This is a genomic window from Rhizobium sp. 2YAF20 (assembly GCF_052114685.1).
In the GTDB taxonomy this organism is placed as follows: Bacteria; Pseudomonadota; Alphaproteobacteria; order Rhizobiales; family Rhizobiaceae; genus Rhizobium.
Window position 1 is genome coordinate 1 of sequence record NZ_JBFRFF010000050.1, and the last position, 16,687, is coordinate 16,687.

The following is a 16,687-nucleotide window of genomic DNA, read 5'->3' on the forward strand; positions in this document are numbered from 1 at the left end:
TCGGCGCGCTGCCGCCGCAGCTGACGGCGTTGATCCGCACCAACATCAACGTCCAGGAACTGACCGTCGCAGCCCTGATGAGCGAAAACCCGGAGCATATCTACCACGCGGCGATGATGGACCCGCACACGGCCGCCGAACTCGACCTCGACCAGATCTGGTCGCTGACCGACGACCTGCTTCGAGCCCATCGCCAATGGCTGCCCGAATGGGCAAGGAAGGACTGACGATATCGAGCGGCGGGGTCATCGCCGGCCCTCGAGCGCGCGGCCGGTCTGATCTCGCCGCTACCTCGGCGGCTCGCGTTGTGCCTCCCGCGCGTTTGCCAATCCCGTGATGGCGTCGTGGTTGCCGGTGGCAGCGGCGGCCTCGAAAATGCGGATCGCATCGGAATAGCGCTTAAGATTGAGATAGGCGTAGCCGCGAAGGACCATGAGGTCGATGCGCTCCGGCTGCAGCTGGCTGAGCTGTTCGAGATAGAGAATGGCCTCGCGGTAGCGCTTGGTATCGAAGGCATTACTGGCGCGATTGGTGAGGATCGACGTTTGCAGTTCCAGCGCTCGTTGTTGCGACAAAGGCGCCTTGGTTGCGGCAACAGCGGCATTGCTGGTGAGGCCGAGGCGGAGATAGGCAAGGCTTTGGCCATAGGCAGCGTCTTCCCGCGCTTTCTGCGTGCTGGCGCGTAACCCCACCTCGAAGGCAGCCGCTGCCTCCGCCGGGCGGTTCAGGCCCATGAGGCACCATCCGCGGGTAACGGCCAGCGCAGGCGGCAGCGTCTCCGGATCGACGGTCGTCGCGCATCCTTCGGCTGTATTCAGGCGCGGCTCGCGACCGGCATGCAGTCTGGACGGTGCACCTGCAGTGACGGTTCGCGGTGCAGTAGCCTGCTTGGGTGCCGGAGTTACCGGGGGCTCGCCCTGGATCGAAGGCGGTTGACTAGCAAGCGATTGCGGACCTGTATTGCCGGGCGCCGGCAGCGGAGGCCGGCCGTCCGCGGCCGTCTTCCTCGCATCGCCAAGCAAGGCGATGCGGTCGGATTTTCCAGCCCAGAGCCGCTGAACCTCCGCCACGCCCTGCTTGTCGTTCAATAGCTGGCGCGTAATGGCCAGGCCATAGGCCGAAGGTTCGTCTTCCGGTTTCCAACGTAGCGCCGTCTCAAACCATTGGGCGGCGGTCGCCGGCTGGTTGAGTTGCCGCGCATACCAACCGAACTCCTGCGCAGTGGTCACGTCGTGCCGCGCAAGCACCTCCGTTGCTATTCGCAGCAAGACATCGGGCTGAAGTGCCGGCGGCGGGTCAAGTGCAAGAAGGTTCGCCGTCGCTGCAAGATAAGTCGCGGTTGCGTCCTTCGAACTGTCGCGCCACCTGTACATCACCTCTTCTGCTTCCTGCGGTGCCTTCCGCGCGATGAGTGTCAAGGCAAGGCCCTGCGAGGCGGAGGCGGCATCTTCCTTGGTTCGCGCAGCCCGGAACCATTTTTCCGCATCCGCCATTTCCTGACGACGCATATGGTACCAGCCGAGCAGCAAGGCATCGGATGCAAGTCCCTGCTTTTCAACCAACCGCTCAAGCCGGCTCGGATATTCCGACGCAATCGCAAGCTTCGGGTCGTCGTTTGCATCCGCTACAAATCGGCGTGCGAGATCGTCGCGAATGCTTTCAAATTCGCGGGTTCCGTCGGGCAGCGGCCTTTCCTGCGATAATAAATCCTGCACCGTCGCATAGGGGAGCAAGGCTGCCGCCTTCTGTATCGTCGCCAGACGCTCAGCGGGGTTGTCGCAATTCTTCAGTATATAGAGGTCCGCATCCCGCGCACGAGGGATCCGGTCGCTATGGGCGAAGGCCTCCGCCACCCTCCAAAGCACGTCAACTTCGCTGCAGGTAAGGAGACTTGGCGTTTCCGCCGCGGTCTGGACCACTTTCGCATACTGCTTGAGGTCGGATGCGTTGACGAGACGTGCGCGTGCCTCCGCGACATCAAGACGATCGAGCAGATCCGGAGGCGGTTGCCAACCCGGTTCGCCACTCTGTCGATCGGTGATCGCCCTATGCAGTTCGGCATAGCGGCCGTCGGCATAGAGCTGCCACATGGCTTCCAGCTTGCTGTCCTTGTTTTGCGGAACGGCAAGAGGGTCGGCTGGCGGTGTCCACTTGGGATAAAGAGCACGCAACCGCGAAATCTCGACCTCAAGCCGTGCCTTGTCGCCGCGGCTGGCAAAATAGCGCAACGCACTTTCGTCGACTGCGGGCTGTTGCGCAGCCGCAGCAGCGGCGGGTTGATTTGGCGGAGCCGCCTGGGCGAGGGCAGGAGCGGCCGTTTCGGCAGTCATCTCCGATGGGGCTTTGGTGGGTGGCGTGGGGTCGGCCACTATGGCAACCGGTCTCGCGGCAATCTCTCCGCCGCTTTGATCGACCGGTTCGACATTCGCCTGCGCCAGCTGTGGCATTGGCTCGCTTTGCAAATCCGGCGAGTGGAAATCGGCGCCGACGCGTACCCCGCGCCTGAGAAGTGGCGTTGAAGTTGCGTCGACAGTACTGATCGCCGCATCGATCGTCTGTCGTAGGCGCTCGGGGTTATTCAGCCCGAGGAAGACCATCGTTACGACGACCGCAGCTGATAACGCAGCAAAAGACGGTTTCATAGGCACTCCGGATGTTTCTCCGCGGCATAGGCAAGCCCGAGCAGATGAAGTGTCGATGGATAATATAGGGTCGGGATGAACTGCTTGACGGTAGCAGGCATTTTTCCCCCATCGACAACACAGCTCACAAGATCGCTAATGATTTGATAGCCAGGGTCAGAAAGCGTTGTTACGACTTTGTCGCTCGACAGGTCGATCAGCGTCGCCAAGCCGTCGGGCCCGCTCATTCCCTGTTTCAATCGTGTCAGCAATGCTGGATCATTGATGCCGCCGCGGACCAGATAAAGGGGAATGCGCACTGCGTTGTAGCCGAATTCAGGCGGGAAGCCGTCAGCCGGCCTAGGGCGCTGCCTGACGCTGACCCAATCGGATGGGAGCTTGCCTGTGCCGAATTGCATTTGTTGGAGTAGATCCACACCAGTTTGGACGACATCTTGCCACTTATCGGAAGGAACGAGTGTGCCGAGGACAGGGAAGGCTTCGAATATCCAGTAGGATGGATTGACCACTGGGCCATCTTTTCGATCCGTTTCCGAAAAGCCGGAGGCGCCCGGGAGAAGCAGCGTCCGGCCCTGATAAACGATGACAGTCTCTTTCAGCAGCGCCTGGGCAATCTTCGTTGCCTCGCGCGTATAGTCGATGTTCTGCCAGCGCGAACCAGCCAAAGCGAGCGCGTAGGCGATCAGAATATCGCCATCAGACGCGTTGTTGATGTCTTGGACGTGAGGGTATTTGTCGGGATTCCAGCTCCAGGCAGCAAGTCCGTCGTCGCGGATCATCAATTCCGTGCGCGTGAAGGACCAGATCTGCTCGAAATCGGCCGGACTATTAGCAAAATATGCGAGCAGGAGGCCATAGCCCTGTCCCTCGCTGTGGCTGATACCCCCATTTGCGTCATCGACGATCCGGCCGCCGGGGTCGAGAAATTTCGCCTTGTATGCCTGCCAGGCCCGCGCATCGATCAGCGGCTGGCCTGCTGCGGCGGGCTCTCCGCCGAAGAAGGCCAGAAGTAGGCCGATCATGATTGTCGCAACCCGCCACCGTTTCATCGCCGACGCCCAAGGTTCGACAGGAGGCTGGCGGTTGCAAACCCCAGCGCAACCGCGAAAGAGGCAACCAGCATGGCGTAGGACAGGATGTTCGTCGACAACCAGTTGGCAGCGATCAGCCGGTAATTGTTGAAAGACGGTGGCTGCGAAGGAACAAAATCGAAACGCGTGACCGGAACCAAATGGATCTTTTTCGTGGCTTCGGCATAGGTCGTGATCCGTCCGGCGATCTGCGGCCAGTTTTCTTCTTTTACCAGCGCGGAAAGGCCGCTGCGAAGATCTTCTGACGCGGGAGCCGTCACCAGTGTCCAGGTGCCGTCACCGTCTGGACCGACGCCTTGCGCTATCATCAATGTATCGGCGTTTGACGGGGAGAACATTTCCTGGGCGCTCGGCGCAAAACGCAGAGACCCCAGCGAGATATCGAAATTGCGGCGCAGCCATTCCTCGAACGCCGATATCTGGCCGCTCCAGCTGCCGCCGCGAACCTTGGCTCGCCACTGCTCGAACGTAGCGCCGGTATCGATCTCCGTCGACTGGCCGGCGGCTAAGGGTCGCCAGGTCGCCTGGCTCGCAGTTGCAATATTCAGTTGGGTCAGCGCCGTTGAGGGGATTTGCGAGATCGATCCGATGAACAGCGCGTCGCGATCACCCACGCCGGCAGACGAGGTTGTAACGTCTATCGAAATGGGCCGTCCGGCCATCATTGCCAGGCGACCGAGAAAAGTTGCCGTCGCCGATATTGTGTCGTTGTCAATTGCGTCCATGATCAGCGGAAGCGGAACATCCGATCGGCTGTAGGGATAGGCCGTACCGGCGGTCGCCGAAAGGTTAGGCCGCTGCCCGACCCGGGCGAAGTCCGGAATATGGAAAACCGACGTGTCGAAAAGCGCAAACCGCGGATCGGTCGGGGCCGTCGCGCCCGGTGTGCACACCTTGTCACTGCTTGTCAGCAGCGATGCCTCGACCGCGATCTCGTTTAGCCCGGGACGGAAATGCCGCATCGTCACCCGGATCGGCAGATGGCGAAAGATGCCGCCGCCAGAATTGCTGATCGGTACCGTCGAGGCGACGCTGCCATTGACATAGACGTCGATATGGCTGCCGGGCAGCACCGTTGAGGCATAGGCTGCGTCCAAAAGGATGGTGGCCTCGCCATAGGCATTGGCGTAGAAATCGGCTGGGACGGCGATGCCGAAATTGGCGCGGAAACGGCGTCCTGAAAATTGCGTCGTCGCGACGCCAAGTTCTGCAAAGGGAATATCGGCATTGGAACGGAGCAATGGCGCATCCGGCGCCTGCCAACGCTGCGTCACCAGCACATCGCGTTGGATGCCCACCGACCGATCGGTGGAGGAAACGAGACTTTCGATTGCGGAAGCAACCGCCTGCCACGACGGGCCGGTTACGAGAAGGATCGGCGCGCCGCTATGCGGATCGGTTATGAAAGTGGCAAGCGGCGCCAATTGGGCGGCGACCGGCACGGCGATAAACGGCTGTAGCTCCGAAGTGGTCCCGACAAGCACTGCCAACCGACCAGGGGTCATCTCCGGCAGGCCGCGCGTCTGGAACGAAAAGGATTGGTTCGGCATTCCGCTGAGGACGGCAAGCCCCTGCGACAACCTCAACAATGGCTTCGTCGTGCCCGGCTGGGCAAGTGCCGGAACGACGAAATCGAATTCGGTTTCGCCCTTTTCGTCGACGCCGATAGCGCGTACGCCGTCAGCGCTCGTAGAGGTGGCCGCAGCTGAGCCGGCGAAGCTCAGATAGGTGCGTTTCGGGTCGATATCCGTCCAAAGTTCATAGGTCGATTCGATATTGCAGTCGGTGCGGTGTCGTTGCTCGGCCCCAAAGCCGATCAGGTTCGATCCGGGCTGGAGGAGATTGGCTGGAATGTCGAAGCTTAACTCGGATGGATTGTCCGCCGAATGGATCGGGGTTGCGCCGACCAGGCGGTTGTTGACGAAGATGGACAAAGTCGAGGATTCCGGCGCAACGACGATCGCATTCTGATAGGCCAGGTGCAGCTTTGCAGGTGCTGCGGCCTGCTCCAGGGTGAGGTAGATCGACCAGTTCTTTCGATCGGTCTCGCCGTTCAGTCCGAATTCGCTTGATGGAATGAGGTAGCGGCGGATATCGCCGACGCGAGGCGCTGTCGCTGGCTTAGCGACAGCAGCAGGCCGGGCGGGCGCGGTCGCCGGTGGAATCTGGTGGGTCGAAGGCGGAACTGCCGGAGCGACGGGCGCAGGAGCCGGCGCTGACTGCACAGGCCGAGCTGTCGCAGGCATTGGCGGGGCCGGCGTTGTCTCAGCTGGCTTCTCGCCTGACATGTCGAACGGCGAGACCTGTGCCACCGCAAAGGGGGCGAGGACCATAAGAATTGCTGCCGCTAAAAGCGCTATCCTCATTCGCCAGGCACCCCAATCGGCTGGGTTTTCTCCTGCTGATCCTTCGATCTCAGACTGCGGAAGAAATAAACGAGACCCCGGCTGGTCTGGTAGAGCGCCACACCGACAAACCAGATCGTTCCGCGGATAAGCCCCGGATTGCGCCGGCGCGACAGCTGGAATTTTGTCCATTGATCGGAGTTTGCGAAGATCAGGTCAGCGATGAAGCGGTGATCCAACGCGCTCTTTGGCATATAGAGACAGCCGATTGACGTGATGTCACCAGCTGCCTGCGTGTTGCGTACCGAGATAGAGAGAGTTTCCTCCTCTGCGCTGCTGTAGGGGCGAAATTTTATGACGCCATGCGTTCCCGTTTCCAAGGGATCGAACGTCTTGCTGAAGACGTGCAGCCGGGCGCCGTGGACGGACACGTCTTCAATGGAAGCTGGATACCATTTGTCGCCGACACCGAATTCGCAACGACGGTTGACGCGTACGCGCCGGGACGAGGATCGCTCGCCGCGCTCGGACACAACGCCGAGCGCGCAGCCCGCCATGATAAGATTGAGAAGCGTCCAACCGCCAACCACCAAGGTTACGTCCGCCTTGTAAGGCTCAGCATAGACGCGATAAACCGCCATTCCGAGTGCAACCAGTAGTACTGCGAAAATGACGAAGAACGGCCGACTGATTTCCGACAATCTGCTGACCGAGATCGATTCATCCTTCGCGGTCACCTTGAAGGTCGGTTTTCGCGGGTTGAGGATAACGGAAATCACCGCTGGCAGCAGATGTACGGTCTGCACATATTCATAGAGTTCGGAAATCCACGGCCAGCGGAAAGACCCGTAGAGGTAGTTCTGCATCATCATGTTCACGACCATATAGGCAAACGTGTAGGCGAGAAACTCGCCGCCAGAGGAGGTGAATATTTCCAGGTTGAAAAAGAGGTAGAAGAGCGGGGCAAAGAGGAAGATCGTGCGTGGAAACGGGAATAGCCAGAACAGCGTCGATGACATGTAGCAAAGACGCTGTGGGAACGAGAGGCCGCGCTTCAGGAGCGGAAAGCGGAAGCGGAGGATCTGCATCATTCCCTGAGCCCAGCGGCTGCGCTGGCCGATGAAGCTTGCAAAGGTCGCCGGCTGCAGCCCCGCGATTAGAGGCTTGTCGACATAGATGCTGTTCCAGCCGCGCGAATGAAGCGCGATCGCAGTTTCACAGTCCTCGGTGATGCTGATGCCGCTGAAGCCATCGGTCTCCTCCAGCGCCTTGCGCCGCAGGACCGCCGCTGAACCGCAGAAGAACGCGGCATTCCACTTGTCAAGGCCGCGCTGGATGATGCCGTAGAACATCTCATTCTCACTCGGCATCTTGTCGAATGTCTGGAGGTTTCGCTCGATCGGATCGGGATTGAGGAAGAAGTGTGGCGTTTGGACCAGGAACAGACGAGGGTCTTCGTCAAAATACCCGACCGTCTCGCGCAGGAAATCCCGCGCAGGCGCATGGTCAGCATCGAATACGGCGATCAGCTCGCCCTTTGATGCCTTCATGCCGTTGTTGAGATTGCCGGCCTTAGCGTGTTCGTTGCGGTCGCGGGTCAGATAGTGCGCGCCGAGTTCGGCACACAGCAGCTGCAATTGCTCGTGGCGAGCCGTTGCAGCCTGCGCTTCCAGAATATTGGTTGCGTTGCGCTTTTGAAGCGTGGACCCATCGTCGAGAAGCCAGACGTCAACCCGATCAGCCGGATAATCCATGCTTTTTGCAGCGGCAAGCGTATTGGCCAGCAGTGCCGCATCTTCATTGTAGGAGGGCACGAAGACATCGACACGCGGGAATTTCGTCTCCGATGCACCACGCGACGGTCGCGGTGGCAAGGGCATCGCCACGACAAAGAGGCTGAGCGCGCCCATCATGACGCTGTACATTTCGGCGAGATAGAGCAGGAAGCCCGGAATGAAGTTTTCAGGCTGGTTCAGCGGGGGCAGCGTGCTTGTCGTGCGCCAAAAGACATAGCGCAGGATGATCGAGCTGCCGAAGGCGAGCGCCACCAGCCGCCATCTCCCTTCGCCGCGCATGAATTTGATGACGCTCATGATGGCGACGACGGTAACGCTGGCTATCAACTGAGTCTGGAGGTTTATCGGCAGTGTAACCAAGATGCAGACACACGCCGCAACGACAATCCAGATGATAATGATACCAACCTTGCGCATGATGCCCTCTATCTCCGGCCAACATGCCGCTGCGGCAAGGCGGCGGGGGCATGAGACGGCTTGCTATATCGGAAGCGGCGGGTGAGTTCGCGTTTGGTTATTTGCATGCCACACCTCCTTGCCCGGCGCTGTCGCAGGCCGGCCCGGGGACAATGACGGCGCTGGTCTTGGCTCCTTCGGCAGGCGCAGACGGCGCGGGAACTAGCGGCCCAATCGGGCGAACGACGGGAGCCGGCGCGGGGGCCGACGGCTGGGCAGCTTGCCGCCGCACGGTGGCGACCGGAATGCGATCCTGCGCTTGATAGCCTGGCGGCGGTGGGTTGGCGTGATCTGCCGGCACCTCCGGGTAAATGGGGTTGCCGGTCCGGCCGAGCGAAGGGTCAATCGTTGGAGGGCTGCCATAGGGATTCCACCCTGGTGCAGGGAAGGTGCCTGCAACGGTATAGCCATACATGACGCGCAGCAGCGCCTGTTCGCTTGCATGGGCGTCGCAGACCCTCAGGCGGATCTCGACTGTCCCGCGATCGACGAAGGCAGCGCGCGCATTGTCACCGGAACGGATCTGTTGCCAGCCATAGAGGCAAGTATCGCCCCAACGGCTCTTGCCGGTGGCGTACCCGAATGGTCCGTAATTATTCTGTACGTAAATATCCGACCGCCCCATGGCGACGCCCGGCACGTCGCGTCGCATGTCTCGGTCGACATTGCCGTTGCGAAGGGAGGAGTAGCCAAGATCCTTGCGGTCGTCATATTCCAGGCCAACGGGACCGAAGAACGTCACTCTGAGGAGATTCTGTCCCGGCGTCACAGCTGAGGTGAAGAGATAGATATCCTGCCGTACCGCATTGCTGAAATCATGTTGAACGATGTTGACGATCGACGGGCCGCCGGGCGGCGGCAATACGAAGGCCTTGTCAGTGGCAACTGTGACAGCCGGGCCTGGAACGCGAATACCCTCCTTCGAAGCGCAACCTGAAATGGTCGCGCAGGCAAACGCCAAGCATGCGGCACCGAGAATGCGTCCTCTTGGGGACGGATTCCGGCCTCTATGGGCGCCTTTGTGGGCCGCTCGCCACGACGGATGGCGCCGAATCAGGGTGCGCAAAATCATGTTCAAGGAATAACCAATTGCCGCATTTAAGCAATTGTGATGTCAACGCAACGTTGAGGTCATATGCCTTTAAGGATGCATTTGTATTTTCTATCCATGCATGGTTGCGCTTGAGCATTGGCTTCAACAATTCGAACCGCTTCATCGGCATGACAACCGGCAGACACAGCGCCCGCGCTCTTTCACTCTCCCGTTTTATTGACAAGAGCGACCGGCGTGGCGGACAAGAGATCGCTGCTGCGGTTTGTTGACCGGCAGGCCGTGGACGAACGACAAAATGCGATTGCTGGGGGGTGTGACGGGTGACAGGCGATATCGATACATTCAATACCGGGACCTTTGTCGGGCGAATTTGGCGACCAGAGGCGAAAGGGCCCGCCGTGGTCGTTGTCAGAGACGGAAACGTCTATGACGTCACCTCCAAGGACATCCCGACGATGTCCGATCTCCTGGAGCGCGATGATCCGGTAGCTTACGTCCGCTCGCAAACGGGCGCGGCCGTCGGCAGCGTCGGCGCTCTGCTGAGCGGTCCCATCGATCGCAGCGTTGTGCACCTTCTCGCGCCGATCGATCTCCAGGCGGTCAAGGCATGTGGTGTCACCTTCGCGCGCTCCATGCTCGAGCGCGTCATCGAGGAGCGCGCTGCCGGCAATCCCGAGCTTGCGCAGACTATTCGCGGCCGCGTTACCGCCATCATCGGCGACAGTTTGCGCAACCTTAAGGCAGGATCGGCGGAGGCGGCAAAGGTGAAGTCGGCGTTGATCGAGGAAGGCGTCTGGTCACAATATCTCGAGGTGGGCATTGGTCCTGACGCCGAGGTCTTCAGCAAAGCGCAGGTCATGTCTTCCGTCGGCCACGGTGGCGATGTCGGTCTTCACCCGATTTCCAAATGGAACAACCCAGAGCCGGAGATCGTCCTTGCCGTCGATAGCCGAGGGCGGGTCAAGGGCGCGACGCTCGGCAATGACGTCAATCTGCGCGATGTGGAAGGCCGCTCAGCGCTACTGCTCGGCAAGGCCAAGGACAACAATGCCTCCTGCTCGATCGGCCCTTTTATCCGACTGTTCGATGAGACCTATTCGCTTGACGACGTGCGCAATGCCGATCTTGCGCTGAAGGTCGAGGGCGAGGACGGATTTGTGCTTCACGGCAAAAGTTCGATGAAGGAAATCAGCCGCGATCCGCTGGAGCTCGTTTCGCAGACGATTGGCCGTCATCATCAGTATCCCGACGGTTTCGTGCTGTTCATGGGAACGTTGTTTGCGCCGGTCGAGGATCGCGGTGTTCCGGGTCAGGGGTTCACGCACAAGATCGGAGATATCGTCACGATTTCCAATGAGAAGCTCGGTGCGCTGCGCAACCGCGTTCTATTGTCGACGGAATGTGCGCCGTGGGAGTTCGGGGTATCGCGCCTGATGCGAAATCTTTCGTCACGGGGCTTGCTCTAGAAGCCGGGGCAACCGCTCAATGTGTCGGGGCGGGCTGCAGTTCGGATTGGCGACTGCGGGCGGCGGTCAGCTCTGTCGTGGTGTGGTTCAGGCGGTCGGCCAGCACGCGCATGATTTCGACGGTCATCTCCGGGAAATCAGCAAGGAGCTTCAGGAAGTGTTCCTTGCTGATCCGCAACGCTTCAAGCTTCGAGGTTGCCCTGATTGTCGCCGTACGGGACACATCGCAAAGAATGGCAATTTCACCGACGATGGAGTTCAATTCGACGTCGGCAATCTTGATCTCGCCTGCTGGCGTGTCGACGAGGACCTCGGCTGTCCCCGAAAGGATCACATAGGCAGCATCGCCGAAGTCACCCTGGTGAAACAGAATTTGACCGGCTTTGTAGCTGACCCGATCCGATGTGAAGGCCAAAAGCTTGAGCTTTGCGGGTGCGATCCTGGCAAAGATCGGCACTCGCCTCAACATTTCGACTTCATCTTTCAGAAGCATGATCGTTCAAACCCCCAGTACGCCGCTCCTCTAGCGTATTACGATAACAGTTCTTTGAACATACCGTTTTTCTCCAAAAGATCGTTGCTGGTGCCGCTTTCCGCCAGCGTTCCACCGTTGAAAACGAGAATTCGTTCGAACAGTTCCGCCAATGTCACGTTTGAAAGTACCCAAACGATCGCCGGAGCGTGGCCCTCCTGGTGCAGGCTCGTCAGTACGGTCCTGACGATCTGGTCCTGGAAGCGATGATCGAGCGCAAGAAGAGGGCGGTTGAAGATCAGATAGTCGGCGCGCTTCAGCAATGCCCGGGCGAGATTGAGCTTTTGCCGTTGCACGTTGGTCAGCCGCTTGCCGCCGGAGCCGACGTTGAAGTCCAGTCCGATCGAAAGAACGCTGTCCTGCAGCCCCAACCTGTTGAAGAGATCGCGCATGATGACGTGAATGCGCTCCGGCGCGTCCGCCTGCTGATGGGCGATCCTGCCGAAAAGGACGTTATCCATCAGCGTTGCCGAGGCGGTAAAGCGTTGCGGGTCGTAGCGCTCGATGACGGCATTGAGGTCCGGGGGTATATGCTCGTGGAATTCCGCGCGCGCCCTGACAATCTTTGCCATCAATTCGTCGGTCAGGAGACCGAAGCGGTGGCGCGGTTCGATATAGGAAAAGCTTAGACGGATGATGCTCGTCCGTTCCTCGTCGTTTGCAGCATCGAAGCCCCGGCCTTTCAGCTTCTGCAAAAGCGCCTGATATTCCGGGATATCATCGGCGGTCATGAAGGTCAGCTGCTGGAAGAAGGGGTGGTCCGGCGGCAGATCGGTGAACAGTTCGACGGCGTTGTCGGCAATTTCCAGCCCCATCGCATAGAGTTCGACGTTGAGGCCGGTATCTTGAAAGAGTTTGCGGAAATAGGGGTGCGCTGCCAGCTTTCTGTTGGTCATCAAGGGCCGCTTCAATGTCCCGAACAGAAGGTTTTCGCCGACCGTCGCCTGTGGGTTATAGGTGGTGAATTCGAAAGGCACCACCAGCCCGTCGAGGTCTTCCTCTTTCAGGCGCTGCAAAAGCGCCTGACGCAGTTCGACGATACGCGACGTAAGATCCTCATGGGCTCCTGAATCGATCGTCGAACGCAGGGCCATATCGAGCAAATCCTGCGACATCAGCACGGCATCGAGCACCGGGCGCATGACGCTATAGAGATCCCCCGGTCCGGTAGCGCCGGTCGAGGCATAGTCGACCCAATCGCTGTTGAGGTCGAATTCAGGGTTGCCGGCACGACGAGCCTCGATCATCGACCACTTGAATTTGGTCGCTTCAGCGCCTTCATATTCGACCGTCGTCATCGGAGCATGCTTCAATCCGTAAAGGATGTTGTCCCGAAGCGTGCCGTGGAAGAAATAGGTGTCCGAGCCGGCATAGGCGATCCGACGCCCTGTGATCGATTCCGGCAATTCCAGCAGGTCTTGTCCGTCGATGGCGACGCGACCGCTATCGGGCCAGAGCACACGTCCAAACGCTTCGACCAGATATTCGCCGCCGCTGCCGCTTTCGCCGACGATCGCCACGGTCTCGCCGGGATTGATTTCCACCGAGACGTGATCGAGCACGCGCGCACCGCTGTCATCGGTGATCGTCAGGTTGGTCGCCGTCAGCGCATGGGTCAACCGGGCGCTGGGCTCGCAGTCCAGCAGCTGGATTTTCGGGTCGATCAGCCGCTCGACGCTGAATTGCTCGACCACCTGGTTATACTTGACCTGCACGTCCTGGCGCGACTGGTCCCAGTCGATGAGTTCCTTCAGAGGGCCGGGCAAGTCCTTATAGGCATTGATGACGGCGACGAGCTGGCCAATGTCGAGCCGACCCTGAAGCGCGAGAAAGCCGCCGATCGAATAGAACAGGAACGGCGTCACCTGGGCGAGGAAGTTGTTGACGAACTTCACCATGAACTTCCACTGGTAAAGATCGTAACGGATCGAGAAAATCAGCCCGAGGCGGGCGGCGATGTCGGCGCGCTCGTAGTTCGACGTATCGTTGCCGTGGATCGTGCCGATGCCGTCGACGATTTCGCCGACGCGGCCGGAGAGCTCGCGCGCGGTTAACTGGCGCTGGCGGCCGAGTTCCAAAAGCCGCTTGCGCATGCGTGGAATGATAACGGCCTGAACGGCGACGATGGCTGCGGCGATCATGCCGAGCCAGAAGTTCTGCATGACGATGAAAATGAGCGATGTGATCGCCTGGCCGCCAAGAAGCGCCGGCTGCACGAAGGCATCTCCGGTGAAGCCACCCATAGGCTCCACTTCGTCCTTGATCATGGTGGCGATTTCAGCCGCCTTGACGCGCTTGAAATGTGAGGGCGGGAAGCGCAGGACGCGGTCGATCAACTCAAAACGGATGCGACGCAACATCCGCTCGCCAAGCCGGCCCTTGTAGGTGTTGATGTAGAGCTTGAACAGGCCGTTGAGAACGACCAGTGCCAGGAAGACGAGGCTGAGTGCGATCAGCATCTCAAAGCGGGTCAGCTGCAGTCCACGGAAGAAGGTTATATGGCCGATCCACGGCACATCGTAGGCAAAATGCATGAAGGTCTGCGTCGCGCCTTCCTTCTCGAAACCCTTTCCCTGGATCGGGCCGTTGACGATCTGCTTCGGCAGGTCGAAGGACAGGAAATATGGAACCATCGACGCGGCAACGACGAGCAGAATCCAGATCTGCTCCAGACGGGTATTTGACCAGATATATTTGGCTAGGCTTTTTTCCATTGATTATCGCGTGCTTCTAAATTCAGCGGATTTCATGCTCGACGTCGCCGTGGACATGCTGCTTGTACCCGCAAACAGGAAACGCCGATCGACCTTGCGTGCGACCAGCTCCGATTCATAGACAAATCAGTTTATATCACAACATTCTGGAAAACGAGGAGAGGGCGTCACGAAAGCGATCCTCAGAAATTAGAGGGCGTTGCGGACTATATATGACGTCCGTTCCGAACCGTTCAAGTCGAGGGAATGCAAAGACGGCTTCGGTTTGGCAAGGATTTCAGAGACGGCCAAGGTGAGCAATTCATCGCTCAGCCCCGCCTCGGGCAACGCCTTGGCAAGCCCAAGTCTTTCGAGCCGTTCGGCCCGTACCGATTGCTCCGTTTCGCCGCCCGCGGTGAACGGCACCAGGATGGAGCGGCAACCGGTTACCAGCAGATCGCCGACGGTATTATAGCCCGCCTGCGAAATCGACAGTTCGGCGCGCTTGAGGAGAGAGGGAAAATCCTTCCTGAACCGGACGAGCTGGACGTTGTCGGGGGCGTCCATGGCTAGGGCTGCGAAATCCTGCTCGGGCAGGTTTGGGCCGGCAATAAGACACCAGCGCCGCCTCCTGTCCGTTGCCCTCGCCGTGCCAAGGGCAGCACGGATCAGGTCGCGCCCGACCGCGCCGCCGCCTGCCGAGACGACGATGTCGAAAATCTCCATGGGCTCCGGCGGCACGGACGGTGAAACCAGGCCGGTATAGCGTAGCTTGCCGGCGATCCTTGCCGTCAGCGGAAAGGTCTCCTCCAGACGGACGAAATCGGGATCGCCGTGAACCAAGACGCCGTCGAAATGCCGGTCGAGAAGATCGACGGTTTCCTCGTCGCGGCCGGGTTTTTTCTGCTGCTGCAAGATGTCGCGCACCGACGTGAAAAGCCTGGGGCGAGGTCTTGCCGCATCGATCGCGTCAAGCAGCGGCAACAGTTCGAACCGCATCTGACGGCGACCGAACGGAAATGCCTCGATGATGACGACATCCGGCGCCGCCGCCTTGAAGGCATTGAGCAAAAGATCGCGGCGATGATCGAGAAATTTCTGATCGACCGGCGTGCCGTGCTGGTCGGCAAGCCCGGAAAATCCGGCGCTTGCTGCGACGACTGGCGGCAACACCACCGACGTGACCTCCTCGCCTGGAAATCCGGTCACCGGTAGTCCGCCGGTGACCATGGTGACGCAGCAGCCGTCTCTCACCAACGCGGCGGCGATGCGGCTTGCCCGGGCAAGATGGCCTATTCCGAGCAGGTGCTGGACGTAGAAGAAGACGCAAGGCGAGCTCATGCCGATTTCTGCCATTGCTCTTGGCGCTGCCATTCGCTTTCAAACAGCTCGGTCAATTGCCGGATACTCGAGTGGTAGTCGAAATGGTCGCGCACACGCCGTTCGGCCGCGTCGCCCAGAAGATGGCGGATCACCGGTTCACGGATCGCCCGTTCCAGAGCCAGCGCCAGGGCCTGCGGATTTTCGGGTGGGACTATCAGGCCGTTTTCGCCGTCGGTCAAAAGTTCGGGCACGCCGGAGACATTGGTCGAGATGCAGACAAGCCGCTGGCTCGATGCCTCGACGAGAACGTTCGGCAGGCCGTCGCGGTCGCCGTCTGCCGCGACCCGGCAGGCGAGCGCGAAAATATCCGCCTGACGATAGTGCGCGAGCACCTCCTCCTGCGCGAGCGCTCCCCTCCAGGCGATGCGGTCCGCAAGTCCCAGCCTCTCGGCCTGCGCCTTCAGCTTCGCCAGGCCGTCGCCGCCGCCGATGTGCTCGAAGCTCCAATTCAATTCGGCCGGCAGCAAGGCGAGCGCCTGCAGCAATACGTCATAGCCCTTCTTCTCGACCGCCCGACCGACGCTGACGATCCTGACAGGGTCTGCCGGCTCAGATCCGTCGCGATTGGAGTGCGGTTCGCCGACGTGGTTAAAACGGGCCAGATCGAGCCCGTGATAGCTCAAATGCACGCGGTCCTTTGCGCCGGTGAGGCTGCGCATGTGATCGAAGCCACTATGGGTGCATGTGACCGTCCAGCGGGCGCGCCCAAGTTTCTCCAACAGCTCCCAGTCCGGGGACGTCCAGATGTCCTTGGCATGAGCCGAGCAGGTCCAGGGAACGCCGGTCATGATGCTGGCATAGGCGGTGACAGAGGCGGGCGTATGGATGAAGTGGGCGTGCAGCCATTCACCGCCATCGGGCCATTCATGGGCAAGCACCAGCGCCTGTCCGAAGCGACGGAAGCGGTTTGGCGTCAGATCCCGGCGCAGGTCGGCCCAGAATTGCTTCAAAAGCGCCTTGAATCCCGGCTTCGACACGCCGGCGAACAATGCGCGCAGCACCCGCAACGGCTCCTGGTACAGGTACTCCGGCAGATAGACGACCCGCGCCTTGATCTGGTCGTGAACCGGATGGCGCTTCTTGTCGGTTGGCTTGCGCATCGAGATCAGCGTCAAATCGAAGCCGGCCCGCTCGAGACCGAGCAGTTCTTGCGCAATGAATGTCTCCGAGAGCCGCGGATAGCCCTTGAGAACGATCAGTATTTTTTTCCGGATTGCCAAGGCGGGATG

At 60.0% G+C, this 16,687-nt stretch carries 11 protein-coding genes and 1 pseudogene; 3 read left to right on the plus strand and 9 right to left on the minus strand.

The features are described from left to right. Nucleotides 1-227: pseudogene (locus AB4Z52_RS31805) on the plus strand (alpha-glucosidase/alpha-galactosidase); the annotation flags it as partial. Between the two features lie 60 nt (nucleotides 228-287). Here AB4Z52_RS31805 and AB4Z52_RS31810 read toward each other — a convergent pair. The 5 genes from AB4Z52_RS31810 to bcsN form a co-directional block, all read right to left on the minus strand. After that, entirely contained in the window at nucleotides 288-2,642 is a 2,355-nt protein-coding gene (locus tag AB4Z52_RS31810; protein WP_442221855.1) for a tetratricopeptide repeat protein, read from the minus strand. After that, a complete protein-coding gene (locus AB4Z52_RS31815) occupies nucleotides 2,639-3,691 on the minus strand; it encodes a glycosyl hydrolase family 8 (protein WP_442221856.1) in 1,053 nt (350 codons plus the stop codon). The genes AB4Z52_RS31810 and AB4Z52_RS31815 overlap by 4 nt, the downstream gene beginning before the upstream one ends. Beyond that, nucleotides 3,688-6,099 (minus strand): cellulose biosynthesis cyclic di-GMP-binding regulatory protein BcsB, encoded by a 2,412-nt coding sequence (locus AB4Z52_RS31820; RefSeq protein WP_442221857.1) that lies wholly within the window; start codon nucleotides 6,097-6,099, stop codon nucleotides 3,688-3,690. Before AB4Z52_RS31820 ends, AB4Z52_RS31815 begins: the two co-directional genes overlap by 4 nt. Further along, entirely contained in the window at nucleotides 6,096-8,291 is a 2,196-nt protein-coding gene (gene bcsA / locus AB4Z52_RS31825; RefSeq protein WP_442221858.1) for a UDP-forming cellulose synthase catalytic subunit, read from the minus strand. The genes AB4Z52_RS31820 and bcsA overlap by 4 nt, the downstream gene beginning before the upstream one ends. A gap of 97 nt (nucleotides 8,292-8,388) precedes the next feature. Next, complete coding sequence (bcsN, locus tag AB4Z52_RS31830; protein WP_442221859.1) at nucleotides 8,389-9,291, minus strand: cellulose biosynthesis protein BcsN; 903 nt, start codon at nucleotides 9,289-9,291, stop codon at nucleotides 8,389-8,391. A 128-nt stretch (nucleotides 9,292-9,419) separates the two neighbouring features. On the opposite strand from bcsN, the gene AB4Z52_RS31835 reads away from it, so the two are divergent. Further along, on the plus strand, nucleotides 9,420-9,653 hold the full coding sequence (locus AB4Z52_RS31835; protein WP_442221860.1) for a hypothetical protein: 234 nt from the start codon (nucleotides 9,420-9,422) through the stop codon (nucleotides 9,651-9,653). A gap of 51 nt (nucleotides 9,654-9,704) precedes the next feature. Further along, nucleotides 9,705-10,850 carry a fumarylacetoacetate hydrolase family protein gene (locus tag AB4Z52_RS31840; protein ID WP_442221861.1) on the plus strand — a complete coding sequence of 382 codons (1,146 nt, stop codon included), beginning with the start codon at nucleotides 9,705-9,707 and terminating at the stop codon, nucleotides 10,848-10,850. Nucleotides 10,851-10,866: 16 nt separating this feature from the next. On the opposite strand, the gene AB4Z52_RS31845 is transcribed toward AB4Z52_RS31840, so the two are convergent. The 4 genes from AB4Z52_RS31845 to AB4Z52_RS31860 form a co-directional block, all read right to left on the minus strand. Next, nucleotides 10,867-11,343 carry a cyclic nucleotide-binding domain-containing protein gene (locus tag AB4Z52_RS31845; protein WP_442221862.1) on the minus strand — a complete coding sequence of 159 codons (477 nt, stop codon included), beginning with the start codon at nucleotides 11,341-11,343 and terminating at the stop codon, nucleotides 10,867-10,869. Nucleotides 11,344-11,381: 38 nt separating this feature from the next. After that, nucleotides 11,382-14,096, minus strand: coding sequence for an ABC transporter transmembrane domain-containing protein (locus AB4Z52_RS31850; RefSeq protein ID WP_442221863.1), 2,715 nt, complete (start codon nucleotides 14,094-14,096; stop codon nucleotides 11,382-11,384). 189 nt (nucleotides 14,097-14,285) lie between these two features. Further along, a complete protein-coding gene (locus AB4Z52_RS31855; protein ID WP_442221864.1) occupies nucleotides 14,286-15,416 on the minus strand; it encodes a glycosyltransferase family protein in 1,131 nt (376 codons plus the stop codon). Further along, a complete protein-coding gene (locus AB4Z52_RS31860) occupies nucleotides 15,413-16,672 on the minus strand; it encodes a glycosyltransferase (RefSeq protein ID WP_442221880.1) in 1,260 nt (419 codons plus the stop codon). Before AB4Z52_RS31860 ends, AB4Z52_RS31855 begins: the two co-directional genes overlap by 4 nt. Between the last annotated feature and the right edge of the window lie 15 nt (nucleotides 16,673-16,687).